Annotated in this window: 23 protein-coding genes; all 23 read left to right on the top strand. The window is 28.2% G+C overall.

Annotation, left to right across the window (positions count from 1 at the left end; genetic code table 11):
* Nucleotides 1-46 precede the first annotated feature (46 nt).
* The 23 genes from AYC60_RS02305 (at nucleotide 47) to AYC60_RS02195 (ending at nucleotide 21,604) form a co-directional block, all read left to right on the top strand.
* Complete coding sequence (locus AYC60_RS02305; RefSeq protein WP_067320830.1) at nucleotides 47-706, top strand: hypothetical protein; 660 nt, start codon at nucleotides 47-49, stop codon at nucleotides 704-706.
* Between the two features lie 203 nt (nucleotides 707-909).
* Complete coding sequence (locus AYC60_RS02300) at nucleotides 910-1,449, top strand: GNAT family N-acetyltransferase (RefSeq protein ID WP_067320827.1); 540 nt, start codon at nucleotides 910-912, stop codon at nucleotides 1,447-1,449.
* A 151-nt stretch (nucleotides 1,450-1,600) separates the two neighbouring features.
* A complete protein-coding gene (locus AYC60_RS02295; protein WP_067320824.1) occupies nucleotides 1,601-2,575 on the top strand; it encodes an ABC transporter permease in 975 nt (324 codons plus the stop codon).
* Nucleotides 2,575-3,540 (top strand): ABC transporter permease, encoded by a 966-nt coding sequence (locus AYC60_RS02290; RefSeq protein ID WP_067320821.1) that lies wholly within the window; start codon nucleotides 2,575-2,577, stop codon nucleotides 3,538-3,540. Before AYC60_RS02295 ends, AYC60_RS02290 begins: the two co-directional genes overlap by 1 nt.
* Nucleotides 3,541-3,549: 9 nt before the next feature.
* Nucleotides 3,550-4,656, top strand: a complete 1,107-nt coding sequence (locus AYC60_RS02285; RefSeq protein WP_067320818.1) for an ABC transporter ATP-binding protein — start codon at nucleotides 3,550-3,552, stop codon at nucleotides 4,654-4,656.
* Nucleotides 4,653-5,564 (top strand): ABC transporter ATP-binding protein, encoded by a 912-nt coding sequence (locus AYC60_RS02280; protein WP_067320815.1) that lies wholly within the window; start codon nucleotides 4,653-4,655, stop codon nucleotides 5,562-5,564. Before AYC60_RS02285 ends, AYC60_RS02280 begins: the two co-directional genes overlap by 4 nt.
* Nucleotides 5,565-5,576: 12 nt before the next feature.
* The gene (locus AYC60_RS02275) at nucleotides 5,577-7,178 is read left to right on the top strand and encodes a peptide ABC transporter substrate-binding protein (RefSeq protein ID WP_067320812.1); all 1,602 of its coding nucleotides are present in this window, start codon (nucleotides 5,577-5,579) and stop codon (nucleotides 7,176-7,178) included.
* 141 nt (nucleotides 7,179-7,319) lie between these two features.
* On the top strand, nucleotides 7,320-7,856 hold the full coding sequence (locus tag AYC60_RS02270; RefSeq protein WP_067320809.1) for a TetR/AcrR family transcriptional regulator: 537 nt from the start codon (nucleotides 7,320-7,322) through the stop codon (nucleotides 7,854-7,856).
* A gap of 1 nt (nucleotide 7,857) precedes the next feature.
* Nucleotides 7,858-8,895 (top strand): DUF2871 family protein, encoded by a 1,038-nt coding sequence (locus AYC60_RS02265; protein WP_067320806.1) that lies wholly within the window; start codon nucleotides 7,858-7,860, stop codon nucleotides 8,893-8,895.
* On the top strand, nucleotides 8,895-9,311 hold the full coding sequence (locus tag AYC60_RS02260; RefSeq protein ID WP_067320804.1) for a VOC family protein: 417 nt from the start codon (nucleotides 8,895-8,897) through the stop codon (nucleotides 9,309-9,311). Before AYC60_RS02265 ends, AYC60_RS02260 begins: the two co-directional genes overlap by 1 nt.
* 2 nt (nucleotides 9,312-9,313) lie before the next feature.
* Complete coding sequence (locus AYC60_RS02255) at nucleotides 9,314-10,474, top strand: molybdopterin-binding protein (RefSeq protein WP_067320802.1); 1,161 nt, start codon at nucleotides 9,314-9,316, stop codon at nucleotides 10,472-10,474.
* Between the two features lie 127 nt (nucleotides 10,475-10,601).
* The gene (locus AYC60_RS02250; protein WP_197416928.1) at nucleotides 10,602-10,925 is read left to right on the top strand and encodes a DUF898 family protein; all 324 of its coding nucleotides are present in this window, start codon (nucleotides 10,602-10,604) and stop codon (nucleotides 10,923-10,925) included.
* 203 nt (nucleotides 10,926-11,128) lie between these two features.
* The gene (locus AYC60_RS02245; protein ID WP_067320798.1) at nucleotides 11,129-12,274 is read left to right on the top strand and encodes an AAA family ATPase; all 1,146 of its coding nucleotides are present in this window, start codon (nucleotides 11,129-11,131) and stop codon (nucleotides 12,272-12,274) included.
* A gap of 5 nt (nucleotides 12,275-12,279) precedes the next feature.
* Nucleotides 12,280-12,639 carry a hypothetical protein gene (locus AYC60_RS02240; protein WP_067320795.1) on the top strand — a complete coding sequence of 120 codons (360 nt, stop codon included), beginning with the start codon at nucleotides 12,280-12,282 and terminating at the stop codon, nucleotides 12,637-12,639.
* A gap of 402 nt (nucleotides 12,640-13,041) precedes the next feature.
* Entirely contained in the window at nucleotides 13,042-13,947 is a 906-nt protein-coding gene (yhfZ, locus tag AYC60_RS02235) for a GntR family transcriptional regulator YhfZ (protein WP_067320792.1), read from the top strand.
* A 43-nt stretch (nucleotides 13,948-13,990) separates the two neighbouring features.
* Nucleotides 13,991-14,350, top strand: a complete 360-nt coding sequence (locus tag AYC60_RS02230; protein WP_067320789.1) for a PRD domain-containing protein — start codon at nucleotides 13,991-13,993, stop codon at nucleotides 14,348-14,350.
* 1 nt (nucleotide 14,351) lies between these two features.
* Nucleotides 14,352-14,705, top strand: a complete 354-nt coding sequence (locus AYC60_RS02225) for a DUF2620 domain-containing protein (RefSeq protein WP_067320786.1) — start codon at nucleotides 14,352-14,354, stop codon at nucleotides 14,703-14,705.
* A 4-nt stretch (nucleotides 14,706-14,709) separates the two neighbouring features.
* On the top strand, nucleotides 14,710-16,014 hold the full coding sequence (locus AYC60_RS02220) for a YhfT family protein (RefSeq protein ID WP_067320783.1): 1,305 nt from the start codon (nucleotides 14,710-14,712) through the stop codon (nucleotides 16,012-16,014).
* A 7-nt stretch (nucleotides 16,015-16,021) separates the two neighbouring features.
* Complete coding sequence (locus AYC60_RS02215; RefSeq protein WP_067320780.1) at nucleotides 16,022-16,903, top strand: phosphotriesterase family protein; 882 nt, start codon at nucleotides 16,022-16,024, stop codon at nucleotides 16,901-16,903.
* A 1-nt stretch (nucleotide 16,904) separates the two neighbouring features.
* Entirely contained in the window at nucleotides 16,905-18,125 is a 1,221-nt protein-coding gene (locus AYC60_RS02210; protein ID WP_067320777.1) for a serine hydrolase, read from the top strand.
* Nucleotides 18,126-18,134: 9 nt separating this feature from the next.
* Entirely contained in the window at nucleotides 18,135-19,235 is a 1,101-nt protein-coding gene (locus AYC60_RS02205; RefSeq protein WP_067320774.1) for an aminotransferase class V-fold PLP-dependent enzyme, read from the top strand.
* A 1-nt stretch (nucleotide 19,236) separates the two neighbouring features.
* Entirely contained in the window at nucleotides 19,237-20,379 is a 1,143-nt protein-coding gene (locus AYC60_RS02200) for an alanine racemase (RefSeq protein WP_067320771.1), read from the top strand.
* A gap of 1 nt (nucleotide 20,380) precedes the next feature.
* On the top strand, nucleotides 20,381-21,604 hold the full coding sequence (locus AYC60_RS02195; protein ID WP_067320768.1) for a phosphopentomutase: 1,224 nt from the start codon (nucleotides 20,381-20,383) through the stop codon (nucleotides 21,602-21,604).
* Nucleotides 21,605-21,826 lie beyond the last annotated feature (222 nt).

Here is a 21,826-nt window from a genome sequence, read left to right as displayed (position 1 = left end):
AGAATATGAAAAAATTCTATAACAAATAAATGTTAGGGGTGGTTGTTTGAATAAATATAGCCGAATGCTAAATAAAGAAGTGATAATATACAAAAAATGGGTTTATAAGCATTATTCTGAGATGACTGAAGATACTGATAATGGAGAATATTTAGGGCCTTCTTTTGATAGAATGAGAGAATCTGCAATCTCATTTATAAAGAATGTAGAAGTAAAGGATATTATCGAAACTGATTTAGATTCTATACTGTATTGTGTAGCTAGGGACAATGAATGCGAATATTTGGCTGACCTTATTTCGTCATATAAAGAATGGTTTAAATATTTGATTGAAAGGTGTATAGATACAATTTATACAACTGCGAAGTGGCAACTAGTAAAAAGATTGTCGGTTTATAAAGATGATAGTTCAATTACTGACTGGGTATTCAAATATATAAATGTAAATGATGAATATACACAGAGGATGTCTTTAAGTGTTTTAAGTGAGATAGATCATAGAAAAGCAGAACAATATGCGATTGAATTTTGGGAAAGAGACAAATATAAGGGTGATACTTATGCTGAAGAGTATCAAAAAATAATGGCACTCAATGTTCTTTATAAAATAAAATCAGATAAATTAACCAATTATATTGAAGCGGCGAGACAATTAGATTTTGTTTATTTGAAAGAGAATGCAGATGAGATTTCAAATTCAGATTAATTTCAACAAAGATAGCTGTTTTTAAACTATGAGTATGAGTATTTTAAAATAGAAATTTTATTGTACAAAAAGCAATTAAAGTATTAAAAGATAAACTAAAAATATTAAAAAAGATGATATTTTAGATGAATTAAATGAAAAAGAAAAAGCAGTATTTAAGATAATAGATAAGTATTTAAAAAATAATAAATTAAGGTGATAATATGAAAAAAATAGAAACAGAAAGACTAATACTTAGGAGATTTAAAGTAGAAGATGCACAAAATATGTTTGATAATTGGGCAAGTATAGAAGAAAATGTAAAATTTTTATGGCCAGTACATAAAAATGTTGAAGAAACTAGGTCTTTGCTTGAATTATGGGTTAAAGAATATGATGAGAAAAAGTGTTTTAAATGGGCAATAACTTTAAAAGAAAGTCCAGAAATTGTAATAGGAGATATATCAGTTGTTGAAATAAAGGAAAAAATTAAAAGTGCTGATATAGGATATATATTATCTAAAAAATATTGGAATCTAGGATATATGTCAGAAGCATTAGAAGCAGTAATAAACTACTTATTTCTTGAAGAAGACTTTAATAGAATAGAAGCAAAGTATGACATTAGAAATACAGCTTCAGGAAAAGTAATGGAAAAAGCAGGCATGAAATTTGAAGGTATATTAAGAGAATCTGTTTTAAGTAATAGTGGAATAGGAGATTTAGCAGTTTGTTCTATACTTAGAAAAGAATATATGAAATAAGGAGGTAGGCGTCATTTGACGCCTATTTTTTCATTTCTAATAATATACAAAATATATCGATGTATTGAAAACATATATATAAAAAATATTGACAAAAATAAAAAAATATCATATACTCATAAACAAATAAAGTTGATTGTGAGGATTAAATATGAGAAATACTTTGAAGTTTATATTTAAAAGAATACTTACAGGTTTAATAACTTTGTGGTTGGTAATAACTATAACATTTTTCCTACTACATAAGTTACCTGGAGATCCATTTGATAGTGAAAAGGCAATACCGCCACAGATAAAGGCAAACTTAATGCAGATGTATGATTTAGATAAGCCTTTAAGTGTTCAATATGGTAAATATTTAAAGAATATTTCTAAGGGTGATTTAGGAATTTCAATGAAGGAAAGAGGAAGAACTGTTAATTCTATTATTAAAAGATCATTTCCTGTTTCTGCAGATTTAGGAATAAGAGCAGTATTATTTGGATTGATATTTGGAATACCATTAGGTATAGCTGCAGCATTACAAAGAGGAAAGAAAATGGATCATTTTTCTATGATAATAGCAGTTATAGGGATATCTGTACCAAGCTTTGTAATAGCAGGACTACTTCAGCTATATGCAGTTGGAGTACATAAGGGTATATTAATAGATAAATTAGGACTACCTTTAGGTAAGATATTACTTACAGGTTGGGATATGCCTTCAAAAAAAATATTACCAGTAATAGCTCTAGGGTTTTTCTCAGTTGCTGAAGTAGCAAGACTTATGAGAAGTAAAATGATAGAAATTATGGAGCAAGACTATATCAAACTTGCAGTAGCTAAGGGTGTAGCACCTATTAATGTAGTACTTAAACATGCTCTTAGAAATGCAATATTACCAATAATTACAGTAATATCACCATCTATAGCTGCCATACTTACAGGGTCATTTGTTATAGAAACTATGTTCTCTATAGGAGGACTTGGTAAATACTATATAGGTTCTATAATAGATAGAGACTATACTATGGTACTTGGAGTAACAGTATTTTATTCAGCATTCTTAATACTTATGATGATAGTTATGGATGTTGCTTATGCATTGGTAGATCCTAAAATTAAACTAGGTAAGGGGGATAAGTAATGAAGAATCTTTACGGAGCAAATTATGATAGAGAAAACTACACTGCAAATCCAGAAGATTTTGTATATGTAGGACCAGATAATACTAAAAATGAAAGCATAAGTAAACCTAGTTTAACTTATTGGAAGGATTCATGGAGAAGATTTAAAAAGAACAAATTAGCTGTATTTTTCTTAGTAGTACTATTAATATATTTATTCATAGGTACATTTGGTCAAGTAATAGCTAAATATTCATATTTTGAACAAAATAGTGCAGATAGATTTTTAAATATAGCTAAGGGTTTTTCTAAGGGACATTTCTTGGGAACAGATTCTCTAGGAAGAGACCTATTTGCAAGAATTTCACAGGGTATCAGAGTATCTATGCAACTTTCAGTAATAGTTGCAGCCATATGTGTAATTCTAGGAACTATATATGGAGCAACAGCAGCATATTTTGGAGGTAAAATAGATAGCATAATGGTAAGAGCAGTAGAGGTAATACTTTCTATACCTTCTATGATATATATAATACTTTTAATGGTAGTGCTAGGTAATAGTGTTAAAACAATAATTATTGCACTATGTGCTACAAGATGGTTAGGCTATGCCTTATTAGTTAGAGGTGAAGTTTTAAAAATTAAAGAAAATGAATATGTTTTAGCTTCTAAGGCACTAGGAGCAAACTTCTGGTGGATAGTAAGAAAACACCTTATACCTAATACCTTAAGTATAATAATAGTAAGACTTACTATGGATATACCATCAATAATATTTTCAGAAGCTTTCCTAAGCTTTATAGGTCTTGGAGTTCCAATACCACAGGCATCACTAGGAAACTTAGTTGCAGATGGATTTAAGGAAATAAATACACATGTATATTTATTCTTAATACCAGCTTTAATAATATCATTAATCACTTTGTCATTTAATATTATAGGTGATGCTATGAGTGATGCGTTAAATCCAAAACTTAGAGATTAGGAGGTAGGTATGAGTTTATTAGAAATAAAAAACCTTAGTGTTTCTTTTAACACTTATGCTGGAGAAGTAAAGGCACTAAGAGATATTAGTTTTAGTGTAGATAGAGGAGAAACACTTGCAATAGTTGGAGAATCTGGAAGTGGAAAATCAGTTACAGTACAAAGTATAATGAAGTTAATACCAACACCACCTGGTGAGTATAAGAGTGGGGAGATAATATTTGATGGTGTTGATTTGTTGAAATTAAATGAAAAAGAAATGAGAAAATATAGAGGTGGAAGAATAGGTATGATATTCCAAGATCCTATGACTTCACTTAATCCAGTTATTAAAATTGGACACCAAATTATGGAAGGTATATTAATACATAAAAAAGTGAGTAAAAAAGAAGCTAAGAAAATGGCTATAGATATTCTTGAAAAAGTAGGTATACCAAAACCTGAAGAAAGATTTGAACAATATCCACATCAATTCTCAGGAGGTATGAGACAAAGGGTAGTAATAGCAATAGCATTAGCTTGTGAGCCAGATCTATTAATCTGTGATGAGCCTACTACAGCCTTGGATGTTACTATACAGGCACAGATATTAGAGTTAATTAATAAGCTTAAGAAGGAATTAAATATAGGAGTAATACTAATTACACATGATTTAGGTGTAGTTGCAGAAACTTCTGATAGAGTAATAGTTATGTATGCCGGGGAAAAAATGGAGGAAGCTCCAGTAAAAACAATATTTAAAGATCCAAGACATCCATATACTTGGGGATTATTAAAATCTTTACCAAGACTAGATATGGATTCAAGTCAGGCACTATTTTCAATACCTGGTACACCACCTGATTTACTTGATCCACCAAAGGGAGATCCTTTTGCAGCAAGATCTGAATTTTCTATGAAAATAGATTATGAGAAAAAGCCTCCTTTAGTAGATTTAGGCAATGGACACTATGTTAAATCATGGATATATGTAGATGGTGCACCTGATATGAAATTTAATCCTGATGGAACTATAAGAATAAGTCCTGTTGAGGGTGAACCATACATAGTAGATACAATTAAAAGTAAAAGTGGTGTAAAATTTGCTAACATTACAGGAAGTGAGGATGAGAGATGATAGTAATTAGACATTTAAAAAAATATTTTCCACTTTCTAAAACTGAAGTATTAAAAGCAGTGGATGATGTTAGTATAGATATTAAAAAAGGTGAAATTTTATCATTAGTTGGTGAGTCTGGAAGTGGTAAAACAACTTTTGGAAGAACAGTAGCAAGACTTTATGATAAAACATATGGTAAGGTATTTATAGATGATAAAGAAATATCAGAATATACTAACTTAGAATTTACTAAAAAAGTTCAGATGATATTCCAAGATCCACAGGCATCACTAAATCCAAGAATGACTGTTGGAGAGATAATATCAGAGGGAATGATAATACATAATATGTATAAAACTAAGGCTGAAATTCAAGAAAAAGTATATGAACTATTAGAACTTGTAGGACTTGCTAGGGAACATGCAAGTAGATTCCCACATGAATTTAGTGGAGGACAAAGACAAAGAATAGGAATAGCAAGAGCACTAGCAGTAGAACCAGAGGTACTAATATGTGATGAACCTATTTCAGCGCTCGATGTTTCTATACAGGCACAGGTAGTAAATTTATTAAAAGAGTTACAAAGAAAGAAAAACTTAACTATGATATTTATAGCCCATGATTTATCTATGGTTAAATATATATCTGATAGAGTTGCTGTAATGTTTAGAGGTAAAATAGTAGAACTTGGATATCCTGATGAGGTATATAACAACCCTGTACATATTTACACTAAATCATTAATATCAGCAGTACCTATACCAGATCCAGAATTTGTTAAAGAAGATAAAGTGGTAATGGATGAATCTTATCTAAAATCACCTATAGGAACTTATGATGAGATAGATAAGATAGTTGAAAATTCAGGATTAATAGAGTATAGAAAAGAACATTATGTAGAAAAAGATTTTTTAGAAATTAAATAAGAGGTGATTATTATGAAAAAAATATTATTTGTCCTTATGGCAATGATTGCTTTTTTTAGCTGTGGAGCTAGTGATGGATCTACTTCAAGTAACCCTAATGAAAAAGTGTTAACATACAATGCGGTGGCTGAAGGTATATCATTTGACCCACAAATATTAACAGATGGTAACACTATGACTATTCATGGTTTAGTAAGTGAAGGATTAACATATACTATGCCTAGTGGTGAAGTAAAACCAGCACTTGCTGAAAGCTGGGAAATAAGTGAAGATGGATTAACTTGGACTTTTAAATTAAGAGATGGAATTAAATGGTCTAATGGTGAAGCTATAACTGCTGATGATTTCGTATTTGGTTGGCAAAGAGCTCTAGATCCTAAGAATGCCACGGAGTATGCATACATCTTATTCCCTATAAAAAATGCAGAAAAATATGCAAGTGGAGAAGTTGCTTTTGAAGAAGTTGGAATTAAAGCTATAGATGAAAAAACTTTAGAAGTTAAACTTGAAAATGTTACACCATATTTTGATTCATTAGTTTCATTTATTACATATATGCCTGCAAATAGAAAATTTGCTGAAGAAAAAGGTGCAGACTATGGACTTGAAGCTGATACTTTACTTTATTCAGGGCCATATAAAGTTGTTAAATGGGATCATAATACTCAATTAGAACTTGAAAGAAATGAACACTATTATGCACCTGAATCAAGAAAAATTGATAGATATGTTATTAAATATATAGCTGATAGTACAGCTGCTTTAAATGCATTTAATAATGGTGAAATTGATATAGTATCTATAACTACAGAACAATTACAAGAATATAAAGATGATGCTAGATTAAAAATTAATGGACTTGCTAGAACATTCTACTTAGCTTTCAATTTAGAAAATGAAATATTTAAAAATCAAAAAATTAGAGAAGCTATATCTTTAGCTGTTGATAAAGAAGGATTAATAGAAACTGTATTTAATGGAGCTAAAGAAGCAAGCTATACTTTCACACCTAAAAATATAGGTATGCTAGGAGTTAAAGAAGACTTCGTTAAAGAACTTGGACCAACTTTTGCTAAATTTGATGCAGAAAAAGCTAAAGTTCTATTTGAAGAAGGTAAAAAAGAGTTAGGAATAACTGATTTCCTAACTATAACTTTCCTTGCTGATGAAAGAGGGTCAAACAAGAAAATAGTTGAAAAAATCCAAGAAGATTTAAGAGTTAACTTAGGAATAGAATTAAATGTTGAAATAGTTACATTTAAAGAAAGATTAAACAGAACAACTGCAAGAGGATTTGATATAGTTCTTACTGGGTGGGGAGCAGATTATCAAGATCCTATGACTTTCCTTGATCTATTAATTAGTAAGAGTGGAAATAATGCTCCTCACTATTATTCATCTGAATATGATGCTTTAATATCTGCAGCATTAAAAACAACTAATAGAGAAGAAAGAATGAAGAATTTATTTGAAGCAGAAAGATTACTTGCTAAAGATGTACCTATAATACCTCTATATCAAGAAACTCAACTTCACTTAGTAAATGAAGCAGTTAAAGGATTAGAAATCGGATCATTTGGTATAGATTTACATTTCTTTAATGTAGATAAATAAAATAAAGTATTTCAAATATAAAATTAAATTTTGAGAAAAAAGCTTTACTGTAAACAGTAAAGTTTTTTTTTTGAAAAACTTGCAAAATGACACTGTGTCATATATAATATAGAAAATGACATATTGTCACAAGGAGGAAATATGCCTAAAAATACTTTTAATAATCTACCCAAAGAAAAGAAAGAAAAAATTATACGTGTTTTGAAAGAAATCTTTACAGCAAAAAATATTCAGGAAGTCAATGTCAAAGAAATTGTAGAAAAGCTTAATATAGCTAGAGGAAGTTTTTATCAATATTTTGATAATCTATATGATGCATATTTTTTAATACTTGAACTTGAAACTGAAGATATACATAATGTATTCATGTCTATTATGAGAAAAAATATGTTTGATATAAAAAAATCTCTTGAAGAGTATGGTATAAGGATAGCGGATATACTCTTTAAAAAAGAAAGTTATTCTATTTACAAGTATAGATATCTTTATTGGGACATAGAACTTGAGAAATCATGGAATAAAATGAATAAAATAGATGTAGTGGAAAGTGAGAAAATGCATTTTGTTAAGGCTGTTATTCATGATTTAATAGAAAGAATGTTTAAGGAAAATTGGGGTAAAGAAAAATTTATTAATAAATATATGGAGCATTTAGAGATGCTAAAAGGAGGAATTTAAAATGATGGGATTATTTGAAAGCTTATTTGATATAATTTACTTATCACTAGTTATTGCACTAGGTGTAAGACTAGTAATTAATGATGGGAGAGGGTCAAAATTTTTTGGATCTATGGCAATACTTTTAGGTTTAGGTGATGCTTTTCACCTTATACCAAGAGTAATATCACATTTAAGTCCGAAAGGGTTTGAAGCACACGCAAAAGCTTTGTCTTGGGGACAATTTGTAACTAGTATTACTATGACTGTATTTTATGTTATGTACTATTTCTACTATAGGGAAAAGAGTGATGATAGAGCTCAAAGTAAGAAATGGATAATAATATCTCTAGCCTTAATTAGAATAGTTCTTGTAATGTTGCCACAAAATAACTGGGGGACATTACCTGGAAATTACACTATGGGTATAGTAAGAAATATACCTTTTGCTATTATGGGATTACTTTTAGTAATGTGGTCATATATGCATAGGGATAAAGAAGGATTAAAGAATATGTCACTATTAATATTCTTAAGCTTCCTTTTCTATTTACCTGTAGTCCTATTTGCAGATAAGTTTCCAGCTGTAGGTGCGCTAATGATGCCTAAAACTATAGCCTATGTGTATATAGTACTTGAAGGATACAAACACTATATCAAAAAAATGAATATTTATGATATTTCTCTTACTTTCTTAATTATGGGATTAATAGGAGGAGTATATTTTAGGGAGTTTACTAGAGCATATAGCTATGAAGCATCTAATCACTTAGGTAAAGTACATGTACATACTTTAGTTTTAGGATTTATATTACTTCTAATTATACATTTACTTACTAAAGGAATGGATATAAAGGAAATAGAAAAATATATTAAAATATATGTTACAGGACTTATACTAACTATAACTAACATGGTTGTTTATGGTATGTATGAAATATTGTCTCAGGGTGAAAAAACTATTAACATACATGCTTTATCTGGTATGGCAGGAATAGGACATATACTATTAACTATAGGACTTGTAACTGTAATGATTAAAATAAGAAGGAGAAAATAATGATAACAGCATTAGAAATATATTTAATAACAAATGGTAATGGAAAAGAAGCGGTAAAATTCTATAAGGAAGCATTAGATGCAGAGATAATAAGCCTAATGTATTTTAAGGATCATAATCCAGATTGTCCTAAAGAACATCAGGATTTAGTATTAAATGCACAACTTAAAGTAGGAGAGTTTAGATTAATGATATCTGATGAAAATCCTGATTTTGAATATAAGCATGGATATAACATGAGTGCATGCCTTATACTTGATAATGTAGAACATGCAAGAAGGGTATATGAAAAATTAAGTAAGGATGCTAAAAATATGTTGATGGAAATGCAAGAAACTTTCTGGTCACCAGCATATGCTAATTTTGAAGATAAATTTGGTATGCTATGGCAAATTTCAACAACTATAAAGGAATAAGTATGAATGTAGGAATAATATCTGTAGGAACAGAAATAATAATAGGAGATATATTAAATACAAATGTACATTATTTATCTAAGGAACTTGCAAAGCTAGGAATTAATGTATATTTACACATTTCTATAGGAGATAATGAAGATAGATTAACTAAGGTAATAGATGATAGCTTTAAAATGGTAGATACACTAATACTTACAGGGGGACTAGGGCCTACTGATGATGATATTACTAAAGAAGTAGCAGCAAAATATCTAGGTATAAGGTTAGAATTATGTGAAAAGGAATGGGAAAGAATAAGGGAATATGGTAGAAAATATTCACCTACTAATGAGGCAACGAGAAATAATATTAAACAAGCTATGTTGCCTATAGATTCAATAATATTACCAAATATAGTTGGAACAGCTCCAGGTGCGATTATGGAAAGAGAAGGTAAGAGAATAATAATACTTCCAGGACCACCAGGTGAGATGAAATCTATGTATCAAAATGCTTTAAAACCATATTTAAAAAAATATTCAGATAAGAAGATAATATCTAAATACATTAGAATATATGGTATAGGTGAATCAGCACTTGAGGAAAAACTGGATTATATATTAAAAAATCAAAAAGATGTAACTGTAGCTCTTTATGCTAAAAGTGGAGAAGTATTAATAAGGGTTACTAATTCAAATAAGACTATGGATGATGTTATGGAAGTAGTAGAAAATATTAAAGAAATTTGTGAAGAATATATATATTTAATAGGTGATGATGATATTTCTGAAAGTCAAAGTGAATTACCCAATATATTTAGTAAAAAAGTTGAAAAATATGCTAGTTTAGAAATATTTGAAAGTGGTACCTTTGGATTATTAACACAGACTTTAACTAAATCAGAAAATGTTGCAAGAATATTAAAACAATCAAAAGTAGTCCTAAGCCCTAAAGAAGGGATAGAGGAAATTTTAGCAAATATGAATGAAGAAATAAATATAGCAGTTATTTCTGATTCTAATATACATAATAATAACTTAACAGATGATGTAAAGGGAGTTATAGGTATAAAGATAAAGGATGAAATACATATTTCAAACTTCCATTTCAAAGGTGTAATGGAAAGAGTAATAGTAAGAGTTGTTTCAGAAACTTTAAATAAATGTATAAAAAATATGTAGACAAATAATGTTTTACTTGATAAAATATTATTTGGAAATATTTTTTGAGATATTTTCTTTAGCTTTTAGAGATATATTGTGCTAGTTTATTGCTTGGAACTAGCACTTTTTTTAAGGAGATGATATTGTGAAGTCAGAATTTAGAGCTAGTGTACTAGATTATTTTTTACATAATATATTTATTACAATATTAAGTGTATTAACGCTAGGCTTATTAACACCATGGTTACTTGCTTCAAATTACAGATGGGAAGCTGAGAACACATATATTAATGGAAAACAACTATATTTTGATGGTAAGGGATCACAACTTATAGGGAAATGGATAGTATGGTTATTGTTAACTATAATAACTTGTGGTATATATGGGTTTATAGTGTCATTAAGACTGAAACAATGGGTAATAAGCCATACGTACTTTAAAGATGAATATTATAAATTAAACAAATAGAGAGAAGTAAAATTTCGATATTTTAATAGGAGGAATTTAAGAATTTGTACCAAGACTATTTATTACATAAAAGATGTTTTAAATAGTCTTTTTTGTCCTAAAAAATCTAATATTAAGAATTTAAAACACAAAAACCGTTTAAAATCAAAAAATATATTGAAAAAAATTTTATTAAATGATAAAATATTTTTGAGGTGGTGGAAATGAAGATTCTTAATTTAAAGATCAGTGGAATAAGTATGATAAAGAAAGAAATAGAAATTGATTTTTTTGCTGAACAAAGAGTTAAAGATACTTACGACAATATGGCATCAAATCTATTTAATAATATATTTATTAATAATATTATTTCTATTGTAGGAAAAAATGCTTCGGGTAAAACTAGTATTTTAAAATTACTTAGAGTTGTATTTAGTATACTTAATGGAAAATCTTTAAATGATATTGAAGATATAGATATGTTTTTTCGCCCAAGGAATAATGATTTAGAGATAGTGTTTAGTGATGGAAAAGACTATATATATAAGTTGGAATCTAAGATATCACTAGAAAAAATATACACTTTAGAAAATAGATACAAATTTGAAAAAGAAACTATATATTGTAAAAAAATAAATAAAACTATTAATAGAAAAAATATGTTAAATTTTGAGAAAGTTGAAAAAGTAATAAATAGAGATGGGAAAGAACAATATTTACAAAATGATGTAAGTATAATAACTTCTATAACAAATAATAAAAAAATAATATTTATGGATTTAATAAATAGCACTAACATGAATTTATTGAGATATATAGGTGATATACCAAAAGAAATATTAAGTATTTTAGATTCCAATATAGAATATATTAAATTTAATGAAGAAACTAATGATGCATTATTAAAGTTTAATAATAAAAAAGAAATATATCTAAATAATTTATTACAGTTTGAAAAATATTTATCTTCAGGTACTGTTAAAGGTATAAATATATTTGTAGTTATGAAATATATATTAAAAGAGGGTGGATATTTAATTATTGATGAAATAGAGAATCATTTTAATAGAGAAATAGTTAATACATTGATAAGATTTTTTGTAGACAAAAATATTAATAAAAATAGATCTACACTAATTTTTTCAACTCATTATTCAGAGTTAATAGATGAATTTACTAGAACAGATAATATATATATAACATCAAATGAAAATGGAATAGAAGTACAGAAATTGAATAATAAAATCAAAAGAAATGATGTTAAAAAAAGTGAGTTATTTAAAACAGGATACATTAAAGAAGCGGCGGTTCAATATGAAGAATACATGAATTTAAAAAAATTTTTTAAAGATAAAATGAATGGTGAGTGATAAATTTGAAAAAAATTATAGCTTGTATTTGTGAAGGTGGGGCCGAATCATTTATTATAAATAAACTTCTAGATGAAGATAAACTAATTTTTAATAGAGAAGATTTATTGGATGGAGAATTAATCAGAGAAAGATCTGCTGCTGTATTTGAAAGAAAATATTTATCAAAAGGTTTTGAGGGTAAAATAGAGTTATACATTATTCACGACAGTATAAAAGAAAATTTTAAGTTAGGTAAACTATATAAACACAAGGTAGATGTAAAGCATATTATAACTTATCCTGAAATAGAAATGCTTGTAATAATTGAAGAAAATAAGTATTTAGAATATAAAAAATCCAAAAAAAAGAATCATTCTATATAAAATATTTTGATGATGTTAATGATTTAATAAATGTAATAATTGAATATACAAAAAAAGTAAAAAGTAATGAAAATGGATTATTAACAATTTTAAAAAATAAAACAACCAAATAAATATTTAATATAGTTATAGAGACTGTTACAAAATAAACTAAAAATTCAAAAGAAATTCATATTTTGATTCCTGAAATGGTTATTATCTTGAAAATATTTTTGATTTAATATTTGTCTTGTTTTTACTTCAAATGAAGTTGAACAAAAAGTAAAAAAATATATTATAAATTAAACAAATAGAGAGGAATATTCTTCTCTTTTTTATTGCATTTTCTTTTTATCCCTCTTGACTAAATGCTAAATCAGGGTATAATATATTGAATATTCAAAATATTGAAAAGTGAGTGTTATGAATAGAATTAGGGTATTAAACAAAGTTGATATAGGAATGATAAAGATAGCAAGAGATCTTTTGATGCTAGAGATTGGAGATAGAGTAAAATCTACAAAAGAGTATAAAGATGAATTTAATCTTTCAGTAGGAACAGTACATAAGGCTTTTGAAGAATTAGAATTATCTGGGGCTATAAAGCTTCAAAAAAAAGGTGCTTTTGGTAAGGTAATTATATATAAGTCGCAAGAACTACTAATACAAAAAGCAGAACTTAAACATATAGTTGGGGTTATGCCACTTCCATATACTAAAAGATATGAAGGTCTTGCAACTGCTATAAAAGAGCTATTTATTAAAAAAGGTATATCATTTTACTTTGCATACATGCAAGGTTCACGTATAAGAACTAAGATGCTTAAAGAAGGAGTATATGATTTTGCCATCATGTCTAGGCTTGCATATAGTGCACAAGCTATAGAGGGAGTAAAAAAAGTATTAGGATTTGGACCAAATAGCTATGTATCTGATCATGTTCTTTTATCACTAAAAGGTAATGAATTGGGAAATAGGGTAGGTATAGATAAAAATTCAGAAGATCAATACTATTTTTCTACACAATACTTTAAAGATAAGGAATGTGAATTTGTAGAAATAAATTCTGATAACATAATTAAAAACCTTAGAGATGGAATAATTGATAAGGCCATACTTAGTATAGATGAATTAGAAGAAAATCTTGTATCTGATATTAATGTAGAAAAAATAGATATAGTTGATAAAAATAATGCAAATGAAGCAGTTATAGTTATTAAAACTGGCAATGAATTAATAGAAAGTTTAGTTAATGATATACTTGATGTTGAAAGTATAATTAACATACAAAAGAAGGTTTTAAATAAGGAAATAGTACCAAGATATTAATTTTTTAATATAAATATTCAAAATTTTGAAAATAGGAGGTAAAATGGAGAACTTAAAGACGCGTATAGATATTTTAAAACAAGCTGGAGTTATAGATGAAAATATATCTTCTAACGTTTTAAAGGTTATAAATATGTTTAAAGATAAATACAATATTTCTTTAAATGAAGAAAATGGATCTATGTTAGTAACTCATTTAACTATGATGCTTAAAAGAATGAGAGATGGAGAAAGTATTAATCCTTTAGAAAGCGAAGAATTAGAAGAGTTAAAAATATTTACTGTATATGAAAATGCAAAAGATATATATAGCAAAATAGAAGAAAGTATTAATCAAAAAATTGATGAAAATGAATATGGATTTATGATGACACACTTAGTGACATTATTAGGAGGTAATTAAAATGAAAATAGTAGTTGGTGGACAAATCGACAAAGAAATGGTAGCTAAAATTTTAGAAAGGGAATTTCCTGGAGCAACTATAGATATTAAATCAGATATAGATGCTGCTATGGCAATGAAGATGGGAACTTATGACTATTACTTTGGTGCTTGTAACACAGGTGGTGGAGGAGCTCTTGCCATGGCTATAGCAATACTAGGTGCAAATAAATGTTTAACTGTAGCATCTCCTGGTAAGACTTTAGAAGAAGCTCAGGTTAAAGCAGGTATTGAAGAAGGAAAAGTAGCATTTGGATTCACACCTAATGCTGCAGAAAAAAGTATAGAAATGATAAAAAAATATATAGGAGGATAAGTTTATGTTTATTAAAATTATCGTAATCGCAATGCTAGCTGGTCTTGCATCAATATTAGCAAACCAGGGTATAGCAGTATTTAATGATGGATTAAGACCTTTAATCCCAGAAAACTTAGAAGGAAGAATGGATAGAAAATCTCTATCTGCAACAAGTTTTGCCTTAAGTTTTGGTTTAGTTATAGGGTTTGGAATACCTTTTTCTATAGGTAAAACAATAATACTTATACATAGTATCTTACTAGGTACAGATATTATTGGTACAGCTTTTTCTAGAGATAAAAAAGGTATGGTTTTATCTGGTGGTGCAGGGGCTGCATATGGAGTAGGATTAGTTTTAGGATTACAAGCAGTAGTTGACATATTTGCTAAATTACCTGTTAACTTTTTACCTAACTTATCAGCAATAGGAAGCCCAATTATAGTGGCATTTGCAGTATTCCCAGTATTAGTTATTGGTTACCAATATGGAGTAAAAAAAGGTGCTCTGTCTTTAATGATAGTATTAATAGCTAGACAACTTGTATCAGTATTTGGTAAATTCGCTGTAGGAAGCGCAACAATATCTTTAAATGCTGACGGTATAGCATTACTTGTTGGTATTATAGTTATGTTATTCTTTGCTATTAATGATAAAACAGAATCAACAAATTCTAATGCAACACTTATAGGAATATTCTCAGAAAGAGTTGCTAAAGTTAAGAAAAACATTTTAATACTTTCATTAATGGGTGGACTAGTTTCTGCTGCAGTAAGTCTTGGAATGTTAGCAGGAGATCCAATTTCATTAAACTTAATAGCTGAAGGACAAAAATTTGATGCAGGAATAGTTGCTCTTGCAAGAACTATAGGATTTATACCACTTGTAGCTACAACTGCAATTACAACAGGGGTATACGGGCCAACTGGATTAACATTTGTATTTGCTATAGGTATATTTGTATCTAACCCTATAGTAGCATTTGTTTTAGGAGCAGCTACATTAGGACTAGAAATTATCTTGCTTGAACAAATAGCTAAATTACTTGATAAATTCCCTGGAATTAAAGCTTGTGGAGATCAAATAAGAACAAGTATGACTAAAGTATTAGAAGTTGCATTATTAGTTGGTGCTATGGTTGCATGTAATAATATGGCTGGAAATAACGGTCTTGGATACTTATTTGTTATAGGTGTATATCTATTAAATAGAGCAAGTAAGAAACCTTTAGTTGATATGGCAGTAGGACCAATAGCAACTATACTATTTGGAATTATACTTAACATATTATTCTTAGTTAAACTATTTGTTCCTGTAGTTGCTGGATAGGAGTTTTATGTTAAAAGATGGCTTTACACTTATGCATGAGCATATGTTTATAGATTTATCTAAATACAAAAATAATAATTTAGATTGTAGATTAGATGCAAAAGAAGAAATGATAGAAGAAATGAAAAAGCTATACTCTAAAGGAGTTAGAAACATAGTTGAAGTTACAAATATGGGTATGGGTAGAGATGTTAAATATGTAAGTGATATACAAAAAGAAAGTGGTATTAACTTCATATTTGCTACAGGGTTTTACAAAGTACCATTCCTACCTGATTTTGTTGAAACTATGACTATAGATGAATTAGCTGATTTAATGGTTAAGGATATAGAAGTAGGAATAGATGGAACAGATATTAAAGCAGGTATAATAGGAGAAATAGGTACATCACTTAATGAAATGAAAGAACTTGAAGAAAAAGTATTTTTAAGTGCTATAAAAGCACATAAAATTACTAAGGTACCAATAACTACTCATACAACTTTAGGTACTTATGGATTAAAACAAATAGAAATGTTCAAAGAACATGGTGTTGATTTATCTAGAGTAGTTATAGGTCATGTTGATTTAAGTGGTGATATACAATATATACTATCTATGTTAAAAGAAGGAGTATATGTCGAATTTGATACTATAGGTAAAAACAATTATCTTGCAGATGATTTAAGAGTAGAAATGCTTAAACAAATAGAAAAAGCAGGATATATAGACAAAGTATTCCTATCTTTAGATATTACAAGAAAATCTAATATGGAATATATGGGAGGTATAGGATATTCTTATCTATTTGATGTATTTTTACCTAAATTAAGAGAAGTAGGAATAAAGGAAGAATCAATTGAGAAAATGTTAATTAGTAATCCAAAAAAATTTTTTATAGGTGATTAAAATGAAAAAAATGATATATGTCTTATTAACACTAATTTTTTCTGTTAATATTTTTGCTAAAAACTTTGATGAATTAGATAAAATAACAGAAAAACATATAGCTGATAAAGTTATGCCAGGATCTGTAGTACTAGTTGCAAAAGATGGGAATATACTTTATCATAAAGCTATAGGAAATGCACAAGTTTTAGAAAACGGTGAAGAGAAAATAAGAAAAATGGAAGATAATACTATTTTTGATATAGCTTCACTTACTAAAATATTTGCAACTACACAAGCAATAATGAAACTTAATAGTGAAGGTAAAATAGATTTAAATGAAAGGGTAATGACATATATACCAGAATTTGGTAAAAATGGTAAGGAAAATGTAAAAGTTAGAGATCTTCTAACTCATACATCAGGTCTAACACCTTGGCTTCCAATATTCTATCATGCACAAAATAGTAAGGAAGTACTTGATTACATATGTAATTTAGGATTAGAATATCCTACAGGTACGGCTAGAAAATATAGCGACTTATCATTTATGATGTTAGGATTCATAGTTGAAAAAGTTAGTAATATGAAATTAAATGATTATGTATTTACAAATATATACTATCCATTAGGGTTAGTAAGAACAAGATTCTTACCATTAGAAGCTTATTCTGGAAAAGATATAGCTTCAACTTCACATGGTAATCCATTTGAAGAAAGAATGGTAAAAGATGATAATTTTGGATACAAGATAGATGAAGATTTTGATTCATTTAGATATTGGAGAAGAAATACTTTAACAGGTCTTGTTAATGATGGTAACTCATATTATGCAAATAATGGAGTTGCAGGTCATGCAGGACTATTCTCTACAGCATATGAGCTATATGTCTTAGGAGAAGTTTTACTAAATGGTGGAACATACAATGGAAAAACTATTTATTCTAAAGAAGTAGCAGAAGAATTCACAAAAGTACAAAGTAGTTTTGGACATGGTTATGGTTATGAAATAAATAGAGGTGGAGAAAAATCAGGATACATGGGAATGTATGCTAATGAAAACTTCGTAGGACACACTGGGTTTACTGGAACTCAAGTAGTTTATGACTTAAAAAACCATGTACAAGTTGTAATACTTACTAATAAGCAAAACTTTGGAGTAAATGAAAAAACTTCATATAGATCAACTTGGCCATATGGAAGAGAAGTTATGAAATTGGTTGGAGATAAATTATACAAATAGGAGATTAAAATGGAAACTTACCCTTTATCATCTATAACTTTAGATGAAGCAATAGAAAAACAATTTAAATTAGTTGAAATAATTACTGAAAATATTAGTGGAATAGATTTTTTAAGTTTAGGAGATCTAGGTGTAGAAAAAACTAACAATATGCCTGTAAGAACTAGAACAGTTGAAAAAATACTTGCTAAGTTCTTTGGTGCAGAAGATGCCTTTTTAGTAAGAGGTTCAGGAACTAATGCATTAAGATTATCATTTTTTGAATTACTAGAAAATGAGGATAAAATATTAGTTCACGAAGGACCTATATACAAAACTAGTGAAGTTAATCTAAGAGCAATGAAATTAAATATATTAAAGTATGACTTTAATGACTTAACTAATTTAGAAGGATATATTAAAGAAAATGATATAAAAGTTGTGCTATTGCAACATACAAGACAAAGTCTACATGATAGCTACAATCTTGAAACTGTGGTAAAAAAAATAAAAGAAATAGATGATAATATAGGGATAATAATAGATGACAATTATGCAGTTTTAAAAACTAAGAAAAATGGCGTTGAAATGGGAGCTGACATCTCAGCTTTCTCATGCTTTAAATTACTTGGGCCTGTTGGAGTAGGTTTAATTATAGGTAAAGAAAAATATATTAAAAATATGAGAAAAAATAATTACTCCGGTGGTTCACAAGTTCAAGGATTTGAAGCTATGGAAGTGCTAAGGGGGCTAGTATATGCTCCCGTTTCACTAGCCATACAAGCAAGTCAGATAGAAAAATTAAATGTTTTACTTAAGGATGAGAATAGATTTCCATATATTAAAAATGTATATATAGCTAATGCTCAATCAAAGGTATTGTTAGTTGAATTTAAAGAAAATGTTGCAAGAAAAGTTATAGAAAAAACTATAGAATTTGGAGCATTGTCCCATCCTGTTGGTGCTGAATCAAAATTTGAAATATCACCTTTAATTTATAGGGTAAGTGGAACTTTCTTACAAAATGATCCAACACTAATAGATAGAATGATAAGAATAAATCCTAATAGAGCAGGTGCTGAAACTATAGCTAAAATAATTGAAAAAGCATATTTAGAAAGAGGTGAATAATATGTTTTTAAATAGATTACTTAAAGATAATAAGGAATTTGTTGATGTGGCTTTAAGTGAGTATAGTAAGGGTGAAATACTTCCTGATAGTTACCTTATTGATTTAGATACTCTAATGGAAAATGCTAAGAAAATATTAGATGAAGCAAAAAAACATAATATTAAACTTTACTATATGCTTAAACAAATAGGGAGAAATCCATATATTGCAAAAAGATTAGAAGAAATAGGTTATAGTGGTGCAGTATGCGTAGATTTTAAAGAAGTTGAAATAATGATGGAAAATGGACTTAAACTAGGTAATGTAGGACATCTAGTTCAAATACCTAAAAGCTTTTTAGAAAAGGTAATATCTTATGGTTGTGATATTATTACAGTATATTCTATAGAAATGATAGAAGAAATATCAAAAATATCAAAAAAATTAGGTAAAGTACAAGATATTATGTTAAGAGTACTAGAAAAAGACTCTAGTATTTATCCAGGACAGGAAGCAGGCTTTTCTTTAGATTCAATAAAAGAAATTCTCCCAAGAATAAAAGAATTAGAAGCTGTAAGATTAAGTGGACTTACATCTTTTCCTTGTTTCCTTTATTCAGATGAAACAAAAAAAATAGAAGTTACAAATAACCTATTTTCAGTACTAGATGCAAAGAAAATGTTAGAAGATGAAGGTATAGAAATACAACATGTGAATTTACCTTCAGTTACTACTGTAGAAAATATCCCCCTTATAGCTAAATATGGTGGAACACATGCAGAACCTGGACATGCATTAACAGGTACTGCACCATTTAATAAGGAATATGGAGATGAAGTTCCAGCTTATCTATATATTTCAGAAATATCTCATAATTTTAATGATAATAGCTATTTCTATGGTGGTGGATATTATCCAAGAGGAAATATGAAAAATGCATATATAGATAATAGGGTAGTGGAAGTTGAAAAATTCTGTTCAGATAATATAGACTACTATTTATCTATGAAAGGTAAATATGATGTATTTACACCAATAATACTATGTTTTAGGACACAAATATTTGTTACAAGATCAGATGTGATAATTATAGAAGGTATTAAGAGTGGTAAACCACAAGTAGTTAAAAGATACAGTGCTCAAGGCTTAGAAAGAAGGATGTAAAATGGGAAGATTTATTGTATTAGTTTTAGATGGTTTTGGTGTAGGATATATGGATGATGTATTAGAAGTTAGAAAAAGAGATTTCGGAGCAAATACAGCAGTACATATATTAGAAGAAGTTAAAGAAAGTAAATGGCCAACTCTTGAAAAACTAGGACTAATGAATATTTTAGATTATGAGACAAAAAATATGAAAAAGGTAAGTAGTTGTGTTATAGGGAAATCTAAATTACAACATCACGGAGGAGATACTTTTTTAGGACATCAAGAAATAATGGGAACAAAAACAGAAAAACCTTTAATTAAACCTTTTTCTTACTATATAGATGAAGTAGAAAATAAATTAATTGAAAATGGATATACTGTTGAAAGAAAAGGAGAAAATGTTAAATATCTTTGGGTAAATGATAAGGTTGCAATAGGAGATAACCTAGAAACAGATTTAGGTCAGGTATATAACGTTACTACAAGTTTTAAGGAAATTAGTTTTGAAGATGAAATAAAGATAGCCCAAATAGTTAGAGATATAGTTAAAGTTGAAAGAGTAATAGTATTTGGTGGAACTCGTGCTACTAAAGAATCAATATTTGCTGCAGCTAGAGAAAAAGAAGGTAAATATATGGGTATAGATGCACCTTTATCTTTAGTATATGAAGAAGGATATATGGTAAGACATATGGGATATGGTGTAGATCCTAAAACTCAAATACCTCACTTACTTGCAAAAAATGGAATAGATGTAACACTAATAGGTAAGGTTGCAGATATAGTATACAATGAGAAAGGTAAAAGTTTTATTAATTTAGTTGATACTAAAACTATACTAGAATTAACACTTGAAGAAATTAAAAAAAGTGATAAAGGATATTTTTGTATTAATGTTCAAGAAACAGATCTATCTGGACATGCACAAAATGCTAAAAGATATTCAGATATACTAACTATATCTGATGGATATATACAAAAAATATTAGATGTATTAAATGATGATGATATATTAGTAGTTACAGCAGATCATGGAAATGATCCTACTATAGGTCACTCACAACATACTAGAGAAAATACCCCTTTAATGATATATTCAAAAAAACACAAAAACAATACAGTAAAACAAATAGGACATAGAGAAACTATGTCAGATACAGCAGCTACAGCCCTTGAATACTTCAATGTAGAAAATACACTGGAACAAGGAGTAAGCTACCTAAAAGAAATAAAGAAATAAGACTATAATAAATTAATGTAGGGGCTGTTCCGAAATAAACAGTCTAAATAAACAAAAAAAGCCAGAAATAAAGCTGGCTTTTTTTGAACTAAAAACACGCATAAACATTGATAAAATCACTGTTTTATGGTATAATTAGTTATGCTAAAAATACAATTAAATAGTATCACAAACACAAAAGAAAATCAACTTTTTGAAGTAAATAATTACAAACATTTTGAA

This window comes from Streptobacillus felis (assembly GCF_001559775.1).
GTDB classification, from domain to species: Bacteria; Fusobacteriota; Fusobacteriia; order Fusobacteriales; family Leptotrichiaceae; genus Streptobacillus; species Streptobacillus felis.
The sequence above is the reverse complement of the archived record's forward strand: the minus strand, read 5'-3'. Positions and strand labels throughout refer to the sequence as shown.

Bases quoted from the DNA above. Each gene is read 5' to 3' on its own strand.
- AYC60_RS02270 (WP_067320809.1), top strand. From the start codon at position 7,320: ATGCCTAAAAATACTTTTAATAATCTACCCAAAGAAAAGAAAGAAAAA.
- AYC60_RS02215 (WP_067320780.1), top strand. From the start codon at position 16,022: ATGTTAAAAGATGGCTTTACACTTATGCATGAGCATATGTTTATAGAT.
- AYC60_RS02245 (WP_067320798.1), top strand. From the start codon at position 11,129: ATGAAGATTCTTAATTTAAAGATCAGTGGAATAAGTATGATAAAGAAA.
- AYC60_RS02200 (WP_067320771.1), top strand. From the start codon at position 19,237: ATGTTTTTAAATAGATTACTTAAAGATAATAAGGAATTTGTTGATGTG.
- AYC60_RS02230 (WP_067320789.1), top strand. From the start codon at position 13,991: ATGGAGAACTTAAAGACGCGTATAGATATTTTAAAACAAGCTGGAGTT.
- yhfZ (WP_067320792.1), top strand. From the start codon at position 13,042: ATGAATAGAATTAGGGTATTAAACAAAGTTGATATAGGAATGATAAAG.
- AYC60_RS02275 (WP_067320812.1), top strand. From the start codon at position 5,577: ATGAAAAAAATATTATTTGTCCTTATGGCAATGATTGCTTTTTTTAGC.
- AYC60_RS02225 (WP_067320786.1), top strand. From the start codon at position 14,352: ATGAAAATAGTAGTTGGTGGACAAATCGACAAAGAAATGGTAGCTAAA.
- AYC60_RS02265 (WP_067320806.1), top strand. From the start codon at position 7,858: ATGATGGGATTATTTGAAAGCTTATTTGATATAATTTACTTATCACTA.
- AYC60_RS02195 (WP_067320768.1), top strand. From the start codon at position 20,381: ATGGGAAGATTTATTGTATTAGTTTTAGATGGTTTTGGTGTAGGATAT.
- AYC60_RS02295 (WP_067320824.1), top strand. From the start codon at position 1,601: ATGAGAAATACTTTGAAGTTTATATTTAAAAGAATACTTACAGGTTTA.
- AYC60_RS02210 (WP_067320777.1), top strand. From the start codon at position 16,905: ATGAAAAAAATGATATATGTCTTATTAACACTAATTTTTTCTGTTAAT.
- AYC60_RS02205 (WP_067320774.1), top strand. From the start codon at position 18,135: ATGGAAACTTACCCTTTATCATCTATAACTTTAGATGAAGCAATAGAA.
- AYC60_RS02255 (WP_067320802.1), top strand. From the start codon at position 9,314: ATGAATGTAGGAATAATATCTGTAGGAACAGAAATAATAATAGGAGAT.
- AYC60_RS02290 (WP_067320821.1), top strand. From the start codon at position 2,575: ATGAAGAATCTTTACGGAGCAAATTATGATAGAGAAAACTACACTGCA.
- AYC60_RS02260 (WP_067320804.1), top strand. From the start codon at position 8,895: ATGATAACAGCATTAGAAATATATTTAATAACAAATGGTAATGGAAAA.
- AYC60_RS02280 (WP_067320815.1), top strand. From the start codon at position 4,653: ATGATAGTAATTAGACATTTAAAAAAATATTTTCCACTTTCTAAAACT.
- AYC60_RS02285 (WP_067320818.1), top strand. From the start codon at position 3,550: ATGAGTTTATTAGAAATAAAAAACCTTAGTGTTTCTTTTAACACTTAT.
- AYC60_RS02300 (WP_067320827.1), top strand. From the start codon at position 910: ATGAAAAAAATAGAAACAGAAAGACTAATACTTAGGAGATTTAAAGTA.
- AYC60_RS02220 (WP_067320783.1), top strand. From the start codon at position 14,710: ATGTTTATTAAAATTATCGTAATCGCAATGCTAGCTGGTCTTGCATCA.